This is a genomic window from Micromonospora sp. NBRC 101691 (genome assembly GCF_030269285.1).
In the GTDB taxonomy this organism is placed as follows: domain Bacteria; phylum Actinomycetota; class Actinomycetes; order Mycobacteriales; family Micromonosporaceae; genus Micromonospora; species Micromonospora echinospora.
Map to the genome: position 1 here is coordinate 164,241 of NZ_BSTB01000001.1, position 19,078 is coordinate 183,318.

The 19,078-nt window shown below is 72.4% G+C and carries 16 protein-coding genes; 7 read left to right on the forward strand and 9 right to left on the reverse strand.

The annotated features are described in order from the left end of the window. Positions 1-315 precede the first annotated feature (315 nt). From QSK20_RS00625 to QSK20_RS00650, 6 genes are read left to right on the forward strand one after another with little or no spacing between them, the layout of a single operon-like run. The gene (locus QSK20_RS00625; protein WP_285786585.1) at positions 316-1,002 is read left to right on the forward strand and encodes a class I SAM-dependent methyltransferase; all 687 of its coding nucleotides are present in this window, start codon (positions 316-318) and stop codon (positions 1,000-1,002) included. Positions 1,003-1,047: 45 nt separating this feature from the next. After that, a complete protein-coding gene (locus tag QSK20_RS00630; protein ID WP_285786586.1) occupies positions 1,048-3,330 on the forward strand; it encodes an alpha/beta fold hydrolase in 2,283 nt (760 codons plus the stop codon). Next, positions 3,327-4,325, forward strand: a complete 999-nt coding sequence (locus QSK20_RS00635; RefSeq protein ID WP_285786587.1) for an ATP-grasp domain-containing protein — start codon at positions 3,327-3,329, stop codon at positions 4,323-4,325. Before QSK20_RS00630 ends, QSK20_RS00635 begins: the two co-directional genes overlap by 4 nt. Beyond that, complete coding sequence (locus tag QSK20_RS00640) at positions 4,322-5,479, forward strand: AMP-binding protein (RefSeq protein WP_285786588.1); 1,158 nt, start codon at positions 4,322-4,324, stop codon at positions 5,477-5,479. Before QSK20_RS00635 ends, QSK20_RS00640 begins: the two co-directional genes overlap by 4 nt. Then, a complete protein-coding gene (locus QSK20_RS00645) occupies positions 5,476-6,906 on the forward strand; it encodes an MFS transporter (protein WP_285786589.1) in 1,431 nt (476 codons plus the stop codon). The genes QSK20_RS00640 and QSK20_RS00645 overlap by 4 nt, the downstream gene beginning before the upstream one ends. Positions 6,907-6,960: 54 nt before the next feature. Next, a complete protein-coding gene (locus tag QSK20_RS00650) occupies positions 6,961-8,190 on the forward strand; it encodes an ATP-grasp domain-containing protein (RefSeq protein WP_285786590.1) in 1,230 nt (409 codons plus the stop codon). 25 nt (positions 8,191-8,215) lie between these two features. Here QSK20_RS00650 and QSK20_RS00655 read toward each other — a convergent pair whose 3' ends face one another. From QSK20_RS00655 to QSK20_RS00690, 8 genes are all read right to left on the reverse strand, one after another. Continuing rightward, positions 8,216-8,812: a GTP-binding protein gene (locus tag QSK20_RS00655; protein WP_285786591.1), complete on the reverse strand. Its 597-nt coding sequence runs from the start codon at positions 8,810-8,812 to the stop codon at positions 8,216-8,218. Then, complete coding sequence (locus QSK20_RS00660) at positions 8,793-9,179, reverse strand: DUF742 domain-containing protein (protein WP_088983081.1); 387 nt, start codon at positions 9,177-9,179, stop codon at positions 8,793-8,795. Before QSK20_RS00660 ends, QSK20_RS00655 begins: the two co-directional genes overlap by 20 nt. A gap of 6 nt (positions 9,180-9,185) precedes the next feature. Beyond that, positions 9,186-9,611: a roadblock/LC7 domain-containing protein gene (locus QSK20_RS00665; protein ID WP_088983080.1), complete on the reverse strand. Its 426-nt coding sequence runs from the start codon at positions 9,609-9,611 to the stop codon at positions 9,186-9,188. Between the two features lie 91 nt (positions 9,612-9,702). Continuing rightward, the gene (locus tag QSK20_RS00670) at positions 9,703-12,231 is read right to left on the reverse strand and encodes a sensor histidine kinase (protein WP_285786592.1); all 2,529 of its coding nucleotides are present in this window, start codon (positions 12,229-12,231) and stop codon (positions 9,703-9,705) included. A gap of 98 nt (positions 12,232-12,329) precedes the next feature. Further along, positions 12,330-13,949 (reverse strand): prenyltransferase/squalene oxidase repeat-containing protein, encoded by a 1,620-nt coding sequence (locus QSK20_RS00675; protein WP_285786593.1) that lies wholly within the window; start codon positions 13,947-13,949, stop codon positions 12,330-12,332. A gap of 169 nt (positions 13,950-14,118) precedes the next feature. Next, positions 14,119-15,009 carry a terpene synthase family protein gene (locus QSK20_RS00680; RefSeq protein ID WP_285786594.1) on the reverse strand — a complete coding sequence of 297 codons (891 nt, stop codon included), beginning with the start codon at positions 15,007-15,009 and terminating at the stop codon, positions 14,119-14,121. A 14-nt stretch (positions 15,010-15,023) separates the two neighbouring features. Further along, positions 15,024-16,346, reverse strand: a complete 1,323-nt coding sequence (locus tag QSK20_RS00685; RefSeq protein WP_285787162.1) for a cytochrome P450 — start codon at positions 16,344-16,346, stop codon at positions 15,024-15,026. A 225-nt stretch (positions 16,347-16,571) separates the two neighbouring features. Beyond that, entirely contained in the window at positions 16,572-17,492 is a 921-nt protein-coding gene (locus QSK20_RS00690; protein WP_285786595.1) for a GNAT family N-acetyltransferase, read from the reverse strand. 77 nt (positions 17,493-17,569) lie between these two features. On the opposite strand from QSK20_RS00690, the gene QSK20_RS00695 reads away from it, so the two are divergent. After that, a complete protein-coding gene (locus tag QSK20_RS00695) occupies positions 17,570-17,818 on the forward strand; it encodes a DUF2630 family protein (RefSeq protein WP_145836117.1) in 249 nt (82 codons plus the stop codon). 122 nt (positions 17,819-17,940) lie between these two features. Here the strand turns inward: QSK20_RS00695 and QSK20_RS00700 are convergent, their stop codons facing one another. Then, positions 17,941-18,882 (reverse strand): serine protein kinase RIO, encoded by a 942-nt coding sequence (locus tag QSK20_RS00700; protein ID WP_285786596.1) that lies wholly within the window; start codon positions 18,880-18,882, stop codon positions 17,941-17,943. Positions 18,883-19,078 lie beyond the last annotated feature (196 nt).

Here is a 19,078-nt window from a genome sequence, read left to right on the forward strand (position 1 = left end):
CGTAGCCTTCTCCGTCAACCATCCAGCCCCCGGGGGCGCTGCGGCGCTCCGGGCGGACACGACGCCCCCGCGCCGACACGGCGGCAATCGACAGCATTCACCCGCCGAGCCATATCAATTCATGCTCATGGATGACAAACCAGACGCGTGAATGATCTCCCAGCAGCCAGGCATGGATAAGTTTCGATTGAATAACGCTTGCCGGACAGGGGGTGCCGTCCCTGACGGCCCGTGCCACGATGCCCTTCGCGACCACGCGATCATGAATCGATCGGGTCGAACCTCGTGCACGATCTCCCACAAGGAGGGTGCCGCATGGCACGTCCGCCCGCCAACGGCAAGGATCTCTGGAATCCCGAGTCGTACGACGGACTACGGCGTCAACTGATCCCCTCGTTCGACCTGCTCTATTCGAGCGCGACGGTCGCCGTCACGGCGAACGTCCCGGCCGACGGCAGAATTCTCGACCTCGGCGCCGGAACCGGCCTGCTCAGCGCCATCCTGCGCGGCAGCCTGCCGAACGCGCGGTTGACCCTGGTCGACCGGTCCGAACTCATGCTGACGAAGGCGCGGCAGCGTTTCGCCGACGACACGGGCATCGACATCCGGGTCGCCGACCTCACCCAGCCGCTGCCCGACGGACCCTTCGACGCGGTGGTCTCCGGACTGGCCATCCACCACCTGTCCCACCCCGACAAGCAGGATCTCTTCAAACGGGTCCTGGGTGCCCTGCGGCCCGGCGGTGTGTTCGTCAACGTCGACCAGATCCTGGCTCCCTTCCCGGCGCTGGACGCCGTCTACGACGAACGCCACGAACGCCACGTGATCGACTCCGACACCCCGCCCGACGAGTGGGCCGCCGGTCGGGAACGCATGAAGCACGACATCTGCGCTGACCTGGACAGCCAACTGCGTTGGCTGCGCGAGGCCGGATTCGCCCACGTCGACTGCCTGGTCAAGGACTGGCGGTTCGCCACCTACGCGGGTTGGGCGCCCGCCTAGTCCGCCGTCGCCGGCCGTGTCCGCACCCGATCGAGGGGGAATGCCGTGCTCTACGACGCCGTACGCGCCGTCGCCCGCCGCGATCCGCAGGCTCCCGCGGTCCGCACCACCGACGGCGACGCCGCGACGTACGAGCAGCTCTGCGCCATGGCCGACCGGGTGGCCGGAGGGCTGAACCGGGCCGGGGTGGGCGACGGCCACGTGGTGGCGGTCTCGATGGACAACAGCGTCGGGTACGTCGCCCTGATCCTGGCGGTCGCCCGGCTCGGGGCGACCTACGTGCCGATGATCCGCGAGTTCGGCACCGGGGACGTGCGCACGGCGCTGGAGTTGACCGGGCCGACGGTGGTCGTCGCGGACGGCCGCCGGGCTCCCCTGCCCGGCACGACGCCGGTGTCGACCCTCGCCGACCTGCTGGCGGCCGAGCCGCTCCCGCCCACACCGGCCGCCGCCAGCCCGGGGCGCTTCCGGCTGCTGTGGACCTCGGGCTCGACCGGCTTCCCGAAGATGATGGCCTGGCGGCAGGACAAGTTCGTGGCCGAGCGACGCCGGTGGATCCGGCACACCGGGCTCACCGCGCGGGACGTCTTCTTCTGTCGCCACCCGCTGGACGTCGCGCACGCCACCGACCTGCACGTCTTCTCCGCGCTGCTGGGCGGCGGCGAGCTGGTGCTCGGCGACCCGCAGGCCGGCCCCGAGGAGCAGTTGCGCGCGCTGGAAGGAAGCGGCGCGACGGTGATGAGCGCGCTGCCGCGTCACTACGAGCAGCTCATCGAGGCCGCGCGGCAGACCGGCGCGGACGTCGGCTCGTTGCGGCTGCCCTTCTGCGGCGGCACCTACGTCAGCCCGCAGCTGATCCGCGACTGCGACGCGGTGCTCGGGGTGCGGATCCGACAGCTCTACGGCTCGACCGAGTTCGGCCTCGCCGCGGTGAACCTGACCGACACGGTGCAGACCGACGCGGACATGTCGCTGGTACGGGGCGTGAGCGCCCGCCTGGAGCCGGTGTCGGCCGGCGACCCGGGAGGCGTCCGGGACTCCGTCGGGGAACTGGTCCTGCGCTCCGCCTACACCAGCGAGGGCTACCTCAACAATCCGCAGGCGCACGCACGCACCTTCCGCGACGGCGAGTACTGGACCGGCGACGTCGCCCAGCGCAACCCCGACGGCTCCTACCGCATCCTGGGGCGGGTCAGCGAGGCGCTGACGGCCCGGGAGGGGCTGCTGCTCGCCCCCATGCTCGACGAGGAGATCCAGCAGCACTGCCCGGTACGGGAGTCCGTCGCCCTGCCGGTCGAGCCCGGCACCGGCGGCAGCCGGGTCGTCGTGGTGGCCCGACCCGAACCGGAGGTGCCCCCGGCGCAGGTCGAGGCGTCGGTCCGGGCCGTTCTCGACGGGCACGGCCTGACCGGTCCGATCCATCTCGTGGCGGCCCTCGCCTACACCGCGGTCGGCAAGCCGCACAAGTCGCTCCTACGCAGACAGTGGGTGTCGCCGGAAGGGGAAACAGCCGTGACCGCAGACCGGACCGTCAACCTGCTCCGCCACCGTCGCCTGAGCCGGACGCCGACCCTGTTGTTCGTCCCCGGGCTGGCGATGACCTCGGCGTACTTCGACGGGGTGGCGGCGGACCTCAGCCAGGACCACGAGGTGGTCATGGTGGACCTGCCGGGGCACGGGGGCAACCCCGATCCGGGGCCGGGCTGGACCATCGACGACGCGGCCCGGGCGGTGCGGGGTGTCGTCGAGCGCCTGGACCTGCGGGATGTCACCCTCGTCGGCTGGTCGCTCGGCGCCGGGGTCGCCTGGACCTACCTGGACCTCTTCGGCACCGACCGGGTGGCCCGGCTGGTCTCGGTCGAGATGTCGCCACGGCTCCTGGCCGACGGGGACTGGCCGCACGCCGCCTTCGGCGGCCTCGACGCGGCCGGCGCGATCCAGACCCAGCGCGCCCTCTGGGCCGATCCGCAGGCCTTCCAGGACGACCTGGTCCGCCGCTCCTTCGCCGCCGGGACCGAGCCCGACCCGGCGACGCTGCGGCGGCTCACCGCCGAGACGAGGAGTTGCGCGGTCGTCTCCGTGCTGGCGCTCTGGCTGGACGTGCTGACCCGGGACTGGCGGGAACAGCTCGCCACGACGTCGCTGCCCACGCTCCTCGTGCACGGGGCACGCAGCCAGGTCTACCCCACCGACGTCGGCTCCTGGCTGCGCGGGGCGATGCCCGACGCCCGGCTGGAGACCTTCGCGCACAGCGGGCACATGCCGTTCCTGGAGGAGCCCGAGAAGTTCACCTCGGTGCTCCGCGACTTCGTCAAGGAGACCCGTTGACCACATCGCCCAGCCCCGCGACGAGACTGTGCTGGATCTACCCCGACCGGGGCACCGCCTGGCAGCGCGACTACGAGGAGCAGGGCGTCTGGGGCGCCTACCGCGAGATCGCCGAGACCCTCGGGCTGCGGATGAGCCTGCACAAGCCGGAGGAGGTGGCGGTCGACGGCACCGATCCCGCGCGCCCGAAGGTGTTCCTCAACGGCGAGCGGGTCACGCCGGAGGACACCATCTTCGTCACGGCCATCTACTCCCTGCCGCACCAGGTGGTCGACGTCGCCAACCAGGTGTACCTCTTCACCGTCCTGGAGACGCTCGGCTTCTACCTGCCGATCCCGCCCTGGCTGACCTACCTCGGCGAGGACAAGCTGGCGACCGTCGTGCACCTGGCGCAGAGCCCGGTGCCGCCGCTGCCCACGGTCCGGGTGGCCAGCGGGCGCGAGGCGATGACGGGCCACTACGACGAGGCCTTCGCCAACCTCGACTACCCCATGATCGTCAAGCCGGCGAACTGGGGCATGGGCCTCGGGATCTCGGTGGTGCACAACGTGCACGACCTGCGCGGGGTCATCGGACTGGCCGGTGGCGCGGAGACACCGCTGGTGGCCCAGCTCTACGTCAAGGACCCCCGCGAGACCCGGGTCTACGTCGTCGACGGGCGGGCGCACACCGTGTTGCAGGGCAACAAGGAGGGCTACTGCCTGATGGTCACCAAGACCGTGGGCGGTCGGCACGAGCGGGCGTTCACCGACCTGCCGGCCGAACTCGACAGCACCGTCGCCTACCTCAGCGAGCGCCTGCCCACGCCGTACTTCTCGGTCGACTTCATCTCCGACGGCGAGCGGTTCTGGCTCTCCGAGATCGAGGTGGACGGCGCGATCGGGTTCTCCATGGACGCCGAGCAGGACGTCGTCGCCCGGTCCCTGGTCACCGCCCGGTTCGAGGCGTACCAGCGGGGCCACGCGCGCTGGCTGGCCGACCGGGAGCGTCGATGACCATCGGCGAGCTGCCCTGGGAGGCGCTGCTGGTGCAGGCGAAGGAGCTGGCCGCGCTCGGCGGGGCGCCGGTGCCGGACACCGTCACCGGGCTGGCGGACCTCGCCGTCACCGGCCCGGCCGAGATCCTCGCGACGTCGCGGCACCTCACCGCAGACGGCGGCGCGGCGGTGATGTCCAGCGGCGGCACCACCGGTCGACCGAAGCTGACCTTCGTCGCCCACCACCAGGCCATCGACCGGCTGCACGCCGTCTGGCGACCGCTCGAACCGGGCAACGTGCTGCTCAACCTCTTCACGCCGGGCCGGTTGTGGGCGTCGCACTACTACATGCAGACCCTCGCCGAGCGCAGCCGGTGCCACGTCCTGCCCGCCGGTCCGTACGGCCCGGACGAGGTCGCGGACTGGCTGCCGATCTTCCGGGAGGTCGGCGTCGACGCGCTGGCCGGTACGCCCACCGCGCTGGCCGACCTGGCCCAGGGGGTGCTCGACCACGGCGTCGGCCTCGACGTCCGGCGGGTGATCTGGATGGCCGAGCCGTGGACCCCGGCGAAGGAGGCGACCGTACGGGCGGCCTTCCCGCAGGCGCGCTTCTGGGCGAACTACGGCTCGGTGGAGACGTTCGTCATCGCCACCAACGATCCCGGCTGCGACCTGTCGGTGCTGCACCTGATGCCGGACCAGCTGCTGGAACTCGACGACGACGGAGCGCTGCTGTCCCGTACCGGCGACGGGTGGACCGTGCCGACGGTGCGCTACCGGCTCGGCGACCGGGTCGCCGCCGCCTCCTGCCGGTGCGGGCGGCCACGGGCGCTGCGGGTGGTCGGCCGCGCCGACGACGCCATCAAGCTCTACGGCTCGCTCTTCGGCATCGGCGAGATCGTCGCGGGCGTACGGGAGAATCCCGGCGTGACCGAGGCGCAACTCGTCCTCACCCGCAGTCCGGAGTCGCGACACTCGGTGCGGCAGCTGACCGTGCGCTTCACCGGGGACGCGGATCCGGCCCGGATCCGCGACTGGCTGGTGCGGACCTGGTACGACCTTCCCCCGATCCTGCAGACCTATCCCGAGGCGGTGACGGTCGAGCGGGTCGGGCGACTGCACCGCGTGGAACGGACCAACAAGGTGCCCCCGATGATCTGGCGTGACCGGTGACGACGAGACTGCGCGGCAACCCGTGGGCCATCCTGGCCGTCCTGTGCCTGGCGTACTTCATGTCCCAACTGGACATCGCGGTGCTCGCCATCGCCATTCCCGACATCGTGCGGGACCTCGACGCCTCCCTGGACCAGGTGGTCTGGGCGTTGAGCAGCTACATCCTCGCGCTCGCCGCCCTGCTGATCACGGCGGGCCGGCTCGGCGACCTCTACGGACGCCGGCGCATCTTCCTCCTCGGCGTCACGGTCTTCACCGTCTTCAGCCTCGCCGGTGGCCTGGCCGACAGTCCCACCCAGCTCATCGCCGCCCGCGCGATCCAGGGCGTGGGGGCGGCCCTCTTCGTCCCGCAGACGATGGCCCTGCTGGTCGAGGCGTTCCCGCCGGAGCGGCGCGGCATGGCGTTGGGGATCCGGGGCGGTGTCGGTGGCACGGCGGCCGTACTCGGCCCGGTCGTGGGCGGTTTCCTGGTGGGCAGCCTCGACTGGCGCTGGGTCTTCCTGGTCAACATCCCCGTCGGCGTGGTCATGCTGGCCCTCGCCGCGGTGACCATCCCGGCGACCGGCGGGCGGAAGGAACACCGCCTCGACCTCGGTGGTGTCGTGCTGGCCACGGCCTTCCTGCTCCTGCTGGCCTTCGGGGTCAGTCAGGGCGCGCGCTACTCGTGGAACGGCGGTATCTGGGCGGTCATCGCGGCCGGGCTGGTGCTCTTCGCCGTCTTCCTGGCGCAGCAGCGGCGACGCCAGGACCGCGAGCCGCTGGTGCCGTTCGCGCTCTTCCGGGACCGCAACTTCGCGGTGATGAACGTCTTCTCCGTCGTGGTCTCGCTGACCGTGATCGGGCTCGTCGTCGTGCTCTCGGTGGCGTTCCAGTCCGTGTTGCAGTTCGGCGCCTGGCGGGCCGGGCTGCTGCTCATGGTGGCGTCGCTGCTCTCGGTCGCGTTCGACCCGGTGGCCGGCAAGCTCTCGGAGAAGGTCGAGGGCAAGCACCTGCTGTTCTTCGGGATGGCCGCCACGGTCGCCGGTCTCCTCTGGACCTTCGCCCAGACCCGCCCGGGGGCCGGCTGGGCCGGGCTCGTCGCGCCGATGGTGGTGATCGGCATCGGCAACGCGTTCCTCTTCACCCCCCTGGCCACCGTCGCGTTGCACCGGGTCCGGCCCGAGTCCGCCGGTGGCGCGGCCGGGGTCCTGGTCACGTCGATGCAGGTCGGCTCGATGGTGGGCACCGCCGTGATGGGCGCGGTGCTCGGCGAGGGCACCGGCACGATCCCGTCCGTGGACACCGTCCGCACCGTGCTGCTGCTCCTGGTCGGCACGGCCACGGTCGGCGCGTTGGTCTGCCTGGCCGCCGAGGCGTCCGCGAAACCGGCCGAGGCCGCCCCGCCGGCCGAGGCCACGCCGGCGGAGATGAGCGATGACCGGGCGTAGCGGCGGATCGACCGGCCCGGGGTCCCCCGCCGACCGGCAGAGAGCGGAGACGGCGTGAGCGACGTACCGCGTTACCTGGTCCTCAACCGCTTCGGCAACGAGTTCGGGGAGTACCACCGGTATCTCCGCCCGCACGAGGGGCGGATGGCCTACCTGACCCTGGCCGCCGGCACGTCGGTCCTGGACACCGCGAACGCCCTCGACACCGTCGTGGTGGCGGACCTCGACCTCGACACGGTGCTGCCGGCGGCGCGGGCACTGACCGCGCGGCTGGGACCCTTCTCGGGCGTGGTCGGCATCTCCGAGTGGGACCTGCTCACCGCCGCCCGACTGCGGGAGTCCCTGGACCTGCCCGGGTGGAGCCTGGACTTCGTCCGGCGCTTCCGCGACAAGCCGTACATGAAGGAACGGGTGGCCGGGGCCGGGCTGCGCACTCCCCGGTTCGTGGAACTCGTCCCCGGCGCGGACCCCACCCGGCTCGCCAAGGAGGTCGCCGCCGACCTGGGGCTGCCGGTGATCGTCAAGCCACGCGCGGGGGTCGCCTCGGCCGGGGTGCTGCGGGTGGACACCGTCGGGGAGCTGGCCGTGGCCCTGAGCGGACGGGACCTGGCCGCACACGAGTGCGAGGAGTTCGTCGACGGCCGGGTGCTGCACGTCGACGGGGTACGCCTGGGCGGCCACTTCCACTTCGTGAGCGCCTCGGCGTACGTGAACACCTGCTTCGCCTTCGCCAACGGCGCGCCGCTCGGCTCGGTGCTGCTCGACCACGGCCCGCTCCGCGACCGGGTGACCAACTTCGCCGCGCGCTGTCTGGACGCGCTCGAACTGGTGGACGGCCCGTTCCACCTGGAACTGTTCCACACCCCCGACGACGAGCTGGTCTTCCTGGAGGTGGGGTTGCGCCCCGGCGGCGGGCCGGTGCCGGACGTGCACCGGGAGCTGTTCGGCATCGACCTGCTCGCGGAGACGTTCCGCACGACGGTCGGCCTCCCGCCGGCCACCCCCGCCACGGCGCACACCACCCCCACCGGGGGTGGCTGGCTGATCTTCCCCGAGCCGCGTCCGCTGCCCAGCCGGGTGGTCGCGCGGACCTCACCCCGGGGCGAGGTCGACGGGATCTACGCCGAGGTCCTCCCCGAGGTCGGCGAGGTCTTCGACGGTACGGGCGGCTACCTCCACGTCGGCGGTACGTTCCGCTTCCACGGCCCCGACGAGGTCACGGTACGGCGCGACGTGCGCAGGACCATCGAGCGCTACCGGTTGACGACGGCGCCCGTCCCGTGAACCGGCGCGGCGCCGCCGTTCCCGGTCACCCCGCGGCGCTGCGCGCGGCCCGCGTCTTCATGGCGTGCTCCAGCAGGGTGATGAGCACCTCCTTGCTGGACTGGCGCTGCCGGGCGTCGCAGAGCAGCACCGGCACGTCCGGATCCAGGTTGAGCGCCGCCTGCACCTCGTCGAGCCGGTACCGCCGGGCGCCCTCGAAGCAGTTCACCGCCACCACGAACGGGGTGCCCCGCCCCTCGAAGTAGTCGATCGAGGGGAAACAGTCCGCCAGCCGACGGGTGTCCGCGAGGACCACCGCGCCGATCGCCCCGAGCGCCAACTCGTCCCAGACGAACCAGAAGCGGTCCTGGCCCGGCGTACCGAAGAGGTAGAGCACCAGGTCGTCGCTGATGGTGATCCGGCCGAAGTCCATCGCCACGGTCGTGGTCGACTTCTCCTCCACCCCGGACAGGTCGTCGATGCCGACCCCCGACTCGGTGAGGACCTCCTCGGTACGCAGCGGGCGGGTCTCGCTGACCGCACCGACCATGGTCGTCTTGCCCACGCCGAAACCACCCGCGATCAGGATCTTGATCGCGGTGGGCACCGTCTCCGCCGGCTGCTCAGAGTGCCCGTAGTCCATTGATAACCGCCTCGAAAATGCTGTCGTCGGGAAGGCCGCCGGTGGCCCGCGGCTCACGGACCTGCACCAGCTCGCGGGCCACCAAATCACCCAGGAGCACCCGGATGGTGCCCACCGGCAGGTCGAGATGCGCCGCTATCTCCGCCACGGACTGCATCCGTTGACAGAGCCCGACGATGGCGAGGTGCTCCGGCCCGAGACCCGCCTCCGGCGTGACATCCGACTGGATCGCCGTCACGAGGGAGATCAGGTCGAACGTGCCGGTGACCGGCCGGGCCCGTCCACGGGTCACCGCGTACGGTCGCACCACCGGTCCCGCGTGGTCGTCCACCCACTGCTCTTCCATCGGCCCCCCGGTAACGGTCATCACGGGCTACTTCTCGGCGACGGCCGACTGCTCCGACGACCGGGACGGCGACGCGACGTACTTGCCGACCCGGGTCACCAGCATCGCCATCTCGTACGCGATCAGCCCCACGTCGGCGTCCTCGGAGGCGAGCACGGCGAGACAGGCGTTCCGCCCGGCCGCCGTGACGAACAGGAACGACGACTGCATCTCGATGATGGTCTGCTGCACCTGCCCGCCGCCGAACCGCTTGCCCGCCCCCCGGGCCAGGCTCTGGATGCCGGCCGCCATCGCCGCCAGGTGCTCGCCGTCGTCCCGGCTCAGCCCCCGGGACGAGGCCATCATGAGGCCGTCCGTGGAGAGAGCGATAGCGTGTTCGGCCTGCTTCACCCGGCCGACCAGATCATCCAACAACCACGTCAGGTCGGCACTCGAAGCCGTCTTCTGCGCCACTCGTCGTCCTCTTCTCAACCCGGCTGGTCGCCGTGCTCGTCTGGGCTCACTCCGGGGCCGGCGGACGGGAACACCCGCCACCGAGCCCCGCTCACGTCGCTTGCCGATCCTCGTCGTCCGGCGCCTCCGCCTGCTCCGGACCACCGGCCGGGCCGCCCAGCAGCCGGGCCGCGTCGGTGCGGCCCCGCCGGGTGCCGGTCTGGTACGAACTCATCATCCGTCGGACCTGCTCGGGCGGGCGGACCCCCTCGTCGTCGTCCGGGGCGTCCACGGCGGGCGCCTCGTCCCGCAGCTCGGGCGCGAGGTTCGCCTGGCGGACCCGCATCGGCAGACCGGACTCCGTCCGGGGCGGTTCCTCGACCGGACAGGGGGTCGGGCCACCGTGCTCCACCTTCCGCTCGGGCTCGGTGCGCGGGGTGGCCACCGGCAGGCCGGTGGGGAAGGTGGGCCCGTCCAGCGCCGACTGCTCCGACCAGCGCCGGGCCCGGGTCGGCAGGCCCGACCCGTCCTCGGCCGGCGTGTCCTGCGGCGCCCGGGGCCGCTCCAGCGTCGTCCGTACCCGGGTGGGGAGCTGGTGCGGCTCGTCGCCGTCGGCGCTCTCGGGCGCCCGGCGCGGCGTCTCCGGCTTCGCCAGCGTCACCGCCGGACGCGGACCGGACTGCTCGACCTCGCGGGCGGCCGGCCCGGCCGGCGGCTCCGCCCCACCGGCGCGGGGGGCGCCCGGCCCGGCCGGCTCCTCCTCGCCGGCGGTGACCAGGTCCAGCGGAATCAGCACGACCGCCGTGGTGCCGCCGTACGGGGACTCCTTCAGGTGCACCCGGATCCCGTGCCGCTCGGTGAGCCGGCTGACCACGTAGAGGCCGAGCCGGGTGGCGTTGGCGAGGTTCAGCTCCGACCGGTCCACGATGCGCTCGTTGGCGGCGGCGAGGTCCTCCTCGCTCATGCCCAGGCCACGGTCCTCGATCTCCAGGGCGAAACCGTTGGCGACCAGCTGACCCCGCACCTCCACGGTGGTGTGCGGAGGCGAGAACGACAGCCCGTTCTCGATCAGCTCGGCGAGCAGGTGGATGATGTCGCCCACCGCGCGACCGGCCAGCGAGACCGGACCGAGCGGCAGCACGTTGACCCGGGTGTAGTCCTCCACCTCGGCCACCGCGCCCCGGACCACGTCCACCATCGGCACGTTGCGCCGCCACGCCCGGCCCGGCGTGGATCCGGAGAGGACGATCAGGTTCTCCGCGTTACGCCGCATCCGGGTGGCCAGGTGGTCGACCCGGAACAGGTCCTCCAGCTCCTCGGCGTCGTTCTCCCGCCGCTCCATCGCGTCGAGCAGGGTGAGCTGCCGGTGGACCAGGGCCTGGGTGCGCCGGGCCAGGCTGAGGAAGACGTCACGCACGTTACGCCGCAGATCGGCCTGCTCGACGGCGGTCCGGATCGCGGTCTCCTGCACGACGTTGAAGGCCTGACCCACCTGCCCGATCTCGTCGTCGCCGAACTCCAACGGAGGCGCCTCCGCGGCCACGTCGACCTCCTCGCCGCGACCGAGCCGCTCCACCACGTTCGGCAGCCGCTCCCGGGCGAGCTGGAACGCCGCCTCCCGAAGGCGCTCCAACTGCCGCAGCAGGGCCCGGGCGGTGGTGATCGAGACGATGATCGAGGCGACGACGGCGAGCAGACCCAGACCGGTGGCCAGCACCAGTCGGGTGATGACCCCGATGGCGACCGGCGTGGCGCGATCCACCACGTCGTCACCGCCGGCGCCCACGACATCGTTGAGCTGCTGCAACGTCGGGTCGACCGCGCTGCGCCAGGCGTCCAGCTCGACCGGCGGGCGGGACTCGGCGTTGCGGGCCTGGATGACCTGGTCCTCCAGGGTGTGCAGGCGCTGGTACGCCTCGCCCTGGGACATCTGCTGGTAGCGGTTGCGGTCCGCCACGGGCAGGGCGCTGATGGTGCTGGCCGCGATGTAGCGCTGGGCGCCGACGAGCTGCGCGAACTGCGCCTGCTCGGTCGCGGTGATCCGGCCGGCGGCGAGCGCGCCGTGCAGCAGCGCGTCCTCCTGGGACAGCAGCTCCCGGGCCCGGTTGAGCTCGATCAGGGCGGCGGTGTCGTGGGCGACCTGCCGGTCGTCGAGACCACCCAGCTCGTCGTAGAGGCGGAACATCGCGTTGACCACCTCCACGTAGGAGGTCAACGCCGTCGTCCGGTCGATGCTCTTGTCGTCGATCTCCGTGCGGGTCCGGGTCAGTCCCTCCAGACCGGTGAGCACGTCGTCGACCGCCCGCTCGACCTCGGCGCTCGCCGGAATCTCGGTACGCCAGTTGACCGCCGACTCCTCGAACGCGCGGGCCAGCTCGTCGGTGCGTTCCCGCTCCCCCCGCAGCGCCTCCAACTGCCCGGCCTCCGGCCGGCCGAGGTAGGCCAGGGAGAGACGACGTTCCTTCTGCAACTGCAGCAGAAGCGGTTCGCTGGGCGCGAAGACCCGGGCGTTGAGGGTCTGGACCCCGAGCAGGTTGAAGCCGTCCCCGACGGTCACCCACGCCGCGAAGGCCCAGAGCGCGACGAGCGACGCGAGCAGTGCGACGACTTTCGTACGGAGATTCGTACTGCGGGAACCCATTACACCGTCCTGGCCGGGGATTCGATTGACGTGCCCGAGCGTGGGCGGTCGACGTACCGATCGACCCCGGCGCACGCTAGCAGCGTCGGGAGGTTCACTCAAGCGATCCTGATCATGGCGCTACGGGAAGACGGGCCCGTCTCGACCGGTTCCGGACCGGCGCACCTGCGCCCCCACCAGGTCACCCCGAGCACCGCTGAGCGGACGATCAGTGACGGACGATACAGGTCCTTGTCGTGCCAGAGCGCTGGTTCACCGTCGGTACCGGCCATTGTGACCAACCACCGCCAACCCCGCCCGATCGCCTCGGCGCACCGCTCGGAGGTGGTCTGCCCGGCGGACAGCAGCACCTGGAGCGCGTACGCGGTCTCCTCGGCGGTGCCGCCCCAGCGCCCCCAGGATCCGTCCGGGTGCTGACCGGCCAGCACCCAGTGCACCGCCCGCCGCACCGCCGGTTCCACCGCCGCGCCGACGCCGTACCCGTGCAGGGCGAGCACCGCGCAACTGGTGGCGTAGTACGGCGAGGCGTGCCAACGGTCGGAACTCCACGAGCCCTCCGGCGCCTGCCGGTCGGTCAGCCAGGTGGTCAGCCGCCGCACCACGGAGGCGAGTTGCCGGGACCGCTCGCCGGTGTGCCGCCAGTGCCAGCCGAACGCGTCCAGCACGTGCGCGTTGGTGGTGATGGAGGCGCCGTCCTCCTTCGGCCAGGTGCAGAAGTGCTCCCCGGTGTCGAAGGACCAGAGACTCGACGGGTCGACCGGGTGTCCGGCACGGGCCAGCGCGTAGAGGGTCACCGAGGTGGTGTCGGCATCCACGGGCAGCCCCGGGGCGGTGGCCGTGCCGGCCGGACCGAGGGTGTCCAGCAGGCTGGCCAGCACCGACGGCGGTACGGTCACCGGCACCCCGGCCCTCGACAGTGTGCTGAGCACCCAGGACCGTTCGAACACGCTGATCGGGCTGGTGCACGGGACCGGACCGCCGTGCTGCCGGACCACCCCCTCCAGGTAGGCCCGCGCGGTCGAGGTGGTGGCGTCGGGGACGCCGAGCCAGGCGGCCGTCGCCGCGGGTGAGGCGCCCACCGTGCCCGGTCCGACCGGGACGACCCCGGCCGCCCGACGCGCCGCCGGCCCGGTGACCTCCAGCGCGTGCATCAGCTTGTCGGGCAGCGGGTGCCCCGACGCCAGGGCCGCCCGGACCCGGGCCAGCCGGGTGGGCGTCATCCCCGGCGGCAACGACAGCCGGGGCGCGACCCCCCGCCACCGCTCCAGTTCGGGCGAGGGGTCCTCCCGCACCGCGTCGAGGTGGACGGTGAGCGCCTCCACCAGGGCCGGAACGATCAGGTCGATGGCCGGCATGTCCGGCAGGGCCGACGCGGGAACGGCGGCGAGCCGCTCGCCGAGGACGGACAGTCCCCGGTCGACGGCGGCGACCGCGCCCCGGCGCTGCGCCGGAGTTCCGGCCAGGTCGCCCCGGCGCAGCGCGGCGAGCAGGCCCTCGGTGGCACTGAGCGTCGGCACCAGCCCGTAACCGCCGGGGCCGCCCCAGCCGCCCCTCGGGTGTTCCGCGTCGAGCAGGTAGCGGATCCGCTCGGCGTGCAGCGTCAACCACGGCGACAGGCTCACCAGGCGGCCCGTCTCGTACACCGACACCGACGACTGCCCCGTCGGTGTCGCCGTCATCTCCCCGACCAGTTCGCGGGCGGCAGTGAGGACACTCACCGGGCCAGCCATTCGTTCGCGACTGCGGGGCTCCGCTCCGCTGCACTCCTCGCGCTCACCGAACCAGCCATGTTCGCGACTGCGGGGCTCCGCTCCGCTGCACTCCTCGCGCTCACCGAACCAGCCATGTTCGCGACTGCGGGGCTCCGCTCCGCTGCACTCCTCGCGCTCACCGGGCCCCCCAGAAGTCGGTGGAACGGTAGAAGCCGCTGCTGAAGCCGACCTGCCGGGCGAGGTACGTCGCCGGGCGGGGGCAGTCGGCCGCCAGGTCGGCCAGCAGCTCGTGGCAACGTCCGGTGAGGACGTCGACCCGTTGCTCGACCTCGGCCCGGTCGGGCACCAGCATGATCGCGTTCAGGTCGCCCCACTCCAGGTCCCGCTGGTACGTGCCCAGGTCGTTGACCAGCCGCAGCACCCGCTGCACCTCGTCGCTGGCCTCGACCAGGCGGGGCAGCGACCGGTGGGTCTCCTCGTCGCCGGTGTGGATCCAGTGCGCGACGTTGACCACCGTGCAGGCCAGGTTGTCGGCGTTGGCGAGATACTCCTCGAAGGTCGGCAACGTGCCGGTGAGGTCCCGCCGGGCCGCCCGCCACTCCCACTCGACCGCCATCGCGGCCAGCGTCCGGTGGACCGCCGCCCGCCACACGTCACGCAGGCGCGGATAGGCCGGCACGGCGGCCAGGTCGGCGCAGAGTTCGGCGAAGAACCGCGCGAACGGGTCGTCCGACGCCGGGGCGGCGCCGTCGACCACCGCGAGGCTGGTCTCGACCAGCCGGTCGATCTCCGTACGCGACTTCGCCAGGTAGTCCACCTGCCAGTCGAGGGCGAACCCCCACAGCACGGCACGGTTGGTGACCCGCAGTTCCGCCACACCGGACCAGGGCGCGCTGAACGCCATGGCCATGGCGATGTTGCCGAACAGGGCGCCGTCGAAGGGAGCACCGGCGAACAGCTCCGGGTGACCGGCGGCGACCTTCTGCAGGTCGCGCTGCCCCCGGGCGGCCAGGGCGCAGATCCGGCCCTGCTCGACGGCGTCCGAGGCGTGGGCGTTGAGGTCCATTCCGTCCGCTCCGCTCAGGCGGCGGCCGAGGTCGCCGCACCGGTGAGGGTCAGTTCCACCCGGCGGCGGGGCCGCAACGCCGCCGCCAGCCGCAGACCGGGCACCCCGGGCTGCCGGAGCCGGAACCGGTACCGGCTCAGCATCGTGGCGACGATGAGCTGCGCCTCCAGGTAGAAGAGGTACATGCCGAGGCACTGGTGCGGGCCCCCACCGAACGGGAAGTGGGCGTAGCGGTGCCGGGCCCGGACCTGCTCGGGGCGGAACCGCTCCGGGTCGAACTCGTCGGGCCGGTCCCAGAACGCCGACATCCGTTGGGTGATCAGCGGACTGGCCACCACGGTCGCGCCGGCCTCGATCTCCACCCCGCCGACCACGTCGGCGGCGACCGCGCGGCGGGGGATCAGCCAGCCGATCGGGTAGAGGCGCAGCAGCTCGTCGAGGACCATCCGGGTGTAGCGCAGCTCGCCGAGGTGCTCACGGCGGACCGGCTCGTCGCCCACCACCCGGTTGATCTCCTCGTAGAGCCGGTCGGCGACCTCCGGGTGCTCGTCGAGATGCGGCCAGAGCCAGGTCAGCACGTTGATGGTGGTCTCGGTGGTGGCCGCGAACATCGCCACCGTGTCGTTGCGGACCTGCTGCTCGTCGAGCTGCCGGCCGTCGTCGGTGCGCGCCCGCCACAGCGTGGAGATGACGTCGTCGCCCTCCTCCGCCGTGGCCCGGGATTCCCGCACGATGGGTACGAGCACCTCGTCGACGATCCGGACCGCCCGGCGGAAGGTCCGGTCGCCGGGCATGGGCAGTGACAGCGGCGCGAAGGGCACCACGATCCGGGGGATCACCGCGCTGGCGATGGCGTCCTGGGCGTCGACGACCCGCATCGCGTCGGGCACCGAGATCTTGTCGGCGAAGAGCACCTTCATGATCGCCCGGCAGACGATCCGGGACTGCTCGTTGCCGATGTCGACCGGACGTCCCACCCGCGACGGGGCGTCCAGCTCGTCGACGGCGTCGGAGATCGCCTCGGCCATCCCGTCGATCATCGACTCGACCCGCTTGGCCGTGAACATCGGCTGGAGCATCCGGCGGCTGGCCGACCAGATCTGCCCCTCGCCGAGGATCCCCTCGCCGAAGAGCCGCTTGACCGGCCGCCAGAACAGCCCGTCACCGGCCCGCTCGTAGTTCTCCGCCCGCTCGCGGAGCACGTGCTGGACGTGGTCGGGATGGGTGACCAGGTAGGGCCGGAACGAGCCGAGGTTGATGCGGGCCAGCCGGCCCCCGGTCCGGTTGCCCGCGTCGATGAGAGCGCGGGCCGGATCACGGACCAGGGCGGGCAGCATCCGGCGCAGGGGGACCCTCGCGGGACGACTGGCTCGCGCCGGGAAGGGGTGCGACGTTCCCACCTTTTGGGCTCCTCCCGGTATCACCGCTGAGTCGCGGGACCGTCATTGCGAGTCACACAACCCGCTGAGCATGCCATCACGATGTCCGGTTCACCAGACGGGGGGCGAGAAATTTTCGTTGACAATAATTGCAGCGTCCAGAAAGGACGATCGCGCGGAGCGTCAGCGGAACAGGGTCCGCCGGTACCGCCACTCGACGGCGACGGGGGCGTAGCCGAGCCGACGGTTGATCGCCAGCATCGCCTCGTTTCCCGCGTCGTTGCTGGTCAGAGCGGTGGTGAAGCCCGCCTCGGCAGCCCGGTGCAACGCGCTGCGCTTGACCGCGCCGGCCAACCCTCTCCCCCGGTACGCCCGCCGCACGCCGGTCATCCCCGACTGGTAACGATCTGAGCCATCAGTCAGCGCAAAGGTGAACGCCGCCACCACCCCGGCACAGATCGCGACGGTCGTCAGTGTCCGGTCCAGGTCCGGACGGTCCCAGTAGGTGGTCCGCCAGTCGGCCAGACCGATCACGTCCATGCCCACGTCCCCCGGCTCGTCCCGGGAGGCGTCCAGGTCGGCCTCGTACAGCGGACGTGGGTCTTCGGCGAGCGTGGCCGCCGTGGTGATCCGCACCCCGGGCGGGGCCGACACCGGGGGCAGCGCCCCGGTGGTCAGGTCCAGCCGCAGGTGGGTGGTGCTCCGTCCGCGCCGGTAACCGTGCCGCTCGGCGAAGCTGACCGCCGCCGGCTCGTCCACCACCTTCGCGTACGCCTCCCGTGCGCCGATCGCCCGCAGCCGCTGCTCGGCGGCGGCGAGCAGGACCGAACCCACGCCCCCGCCCCGCCGCTCCGGCAGCACGTTCAGGTTGGCGTAGCCGAGCCCCGGCTCGGCGCTCTCGTGCAGCAGTCCGGTCCGGGCGACCCCGACCACCTCGCCGTCGACCTCGGCGAGCAGCATCCGCTGCCGCGCGGCCGGTGCCCCGTGGGTCGACTGCCAGCGCAGCGCCGCCGCGCTGAACACCCAGTACGGCGCGGCGACCCGGAGCACCGCGGCCACGGCGGTCGCGTCCTCGGGCCGGAACGGGCGGATGGTGACGGTCATCGGTCGGCAACCTACCGAACCCCCGTCGGCGTCCGGGAAGCCGGGCGCGGCGGGGCGGCCTGTGCCACGCTCGACACATGGACGACAAGACCATCCTGAACCGCATCGCCGAGCTGGTCGACGAGGAGCACCGGCTCCGGGCGGACGCACAGTCCGCGCAGGCCGGCACCGACGACGCCGCCCGGGCCCGGCTGCGTGAACTGGAGGAGGGGCTGGACCAGTGCTGGGACCTGCTCCGGCGCCGCCGGGCGGCCCGGCAGAACCACAACGACCCGGAGAGCCAGGGCGTCCGGCCGGTCCCGGAGGTCGAACGCTACCTCCAGTGACCCGGCCGCTCCGCCCTGCCCCGCGGCGAGGAGCTGGCTGAGCCCGTCACGACGCGGACGACCCGCCGGCGGCGGTACGGGCCGGACCCGCCCGGTCGGGGCGGGTCCGGCCCGGTCAGCGGTCAGCGCAGTCCGGCCTCGCGCAGCAGTTGCCCGGTCAGCGCGGCCGGGTCGACCAGGTCGGCCGGCAGTCCCCGGGCGGCGAACCAGGTGGCCACCACGCGGACGTCCCGGGCGAGGAACTCCGCGCCCTGCGGGTTCGCCACCACGTCGACGGCCTGCGGCAGGTCGATGAGGACCAGCCGGCCGTCGTGCACCAGGAGGTTGTACGGCGACAGGTCCCCGTGGGCGTGACCGGTGCGGGCCAGCACGACCAGCACGTCCACCAACTGCTCCCAGAGTCCGCGCAGCTCGTCCGGCTCGGGCCGCAGCTGGGCGAGGCGGGGCGCGGCCTGCCCCTCCTCGGCGTCGCCGATGAACTCCAGCATCAGCTCCGTGCCGATCAGTTGCACCGGGTACGGCACCGCGACCGTACCGAGGGCGACCCCGATTTCCCAGAGCCGGGAGAGCACCGCGAACTCGGCCGCCGCCCACTGACCGGCGATCATCTGCCGGCCGAAGGTGGTCCGACCGGCCATCGCCCGGGTCTCCCGGGAGCGCCGTACCCGGCGGCCCTCCAGGTAGCCGGCGTCCCGGTGGAACAGCCGGTGCTCCGGGGCCCGGTACCGCTTGACCGCCAGCAGGCAGGACCGGTCGGTGTCCGGCACCGCGCGCCGGACGAGGTGGACGTCCGCCTCCTTGCCGGTCTTCAGCACCCCCAGCTCGGTGTCCTGGGCGGCGAGTTCGGTGACCACCCAGTCCGGGTACGGCTCGGGGCCGGTGGTCGCCTGGTCCCAGGTCGACCAGCGGTCACCGACCAGCGGCTGGTCGGGGTCCCCGTCGTCCTCGACGGGGGTCGGCCGGGGCTGCCGGCCGTGCTTCAGGAACTGTGGTTCGTCGTCGTCGAAGCGGCGCTTGCCGCGCGGCCGGCGCTCACGCGCCGACGGGAAGTCGTTCTCACGCACTGGATTGGTGATCCCTTGGTCGAGGCTGGTGGAGGCAGGTGGAAGGACCCTGCGAAGACGGCCATGACCGACCCCCTCTCCTCGACCGGGCGACGCCCGGAGTGCGCTCTGCGTGGACCATGCTCACCACCGGCCGTCCGGCCCGCAACCGATTTACCGACGCCGGACAGGCCCGGTGTGCCAGGGCGGCTCGTCC

Coding starts and splice junctions, on each gene's coding strand:
- QSK20_RS00625 (WP_285786585.1), top strand. CDS start 316: ATGGCACGTCCGCCCGCCAACGGCAAGGATCTCTGGAATCCCGAGTCG.
- QSK20_RS00640 (WP_285786588.1), top strand. CDS start 4,322: ATGACCATCGGCGAGCTGCCCTGGGAGGCGCTGCTGGTGCAGGCGAAG.
- QSK20_RS00655 (WP_285786591.1), bottom strand. CDS start 8,812: ATGGACTACGGGCACTCTGAGCAGCCGGCGGAGACGGTGCCCACCGCG.
- QSK20_RS00660 (WP_088983081.1), bottom strand. CDS start 9,179: ATGACCGTTACCGGGGGGCCGATGGAAGAGCAGTGGGTGGACGACCAC.
- QSK20_RS00670 (WP_285786592.1), bottom strand. CDS start 12,231: ATGGGTTCCCGCAGTACGAATCTCCGTACGAAAGTCGTCGCACTGCTC.
- QSK20_RS00680 (WP_285786594.1), bottom strand. CDS start 15,009: ATGGACCTCAACGCCCACGCCTCGGACGCCGTCGAGCAGGGCCGGATC.
- QSK20_RS00685 (WP_285787162.1), bottom strand. CDS start 16,346: ATGCTGCCCGCCCTGGTCCGTGATCCGGCCCGCGCTCTCATCGACGCG.
- QSK20_RS00690 (WP_285786595.1), bottom strand. CDS start 17,492: ATGACCGTCACCATCCGCCCGTTCCGGCCCGAGGACGCGACCGCCGTG.
- QSK20_RS00695 (WP_145836117.1), top strand. CDS start 17,570: ATGGACGACAAGACCATCCTGAACCGCATCGCCGAGCTGGTCGACGAG.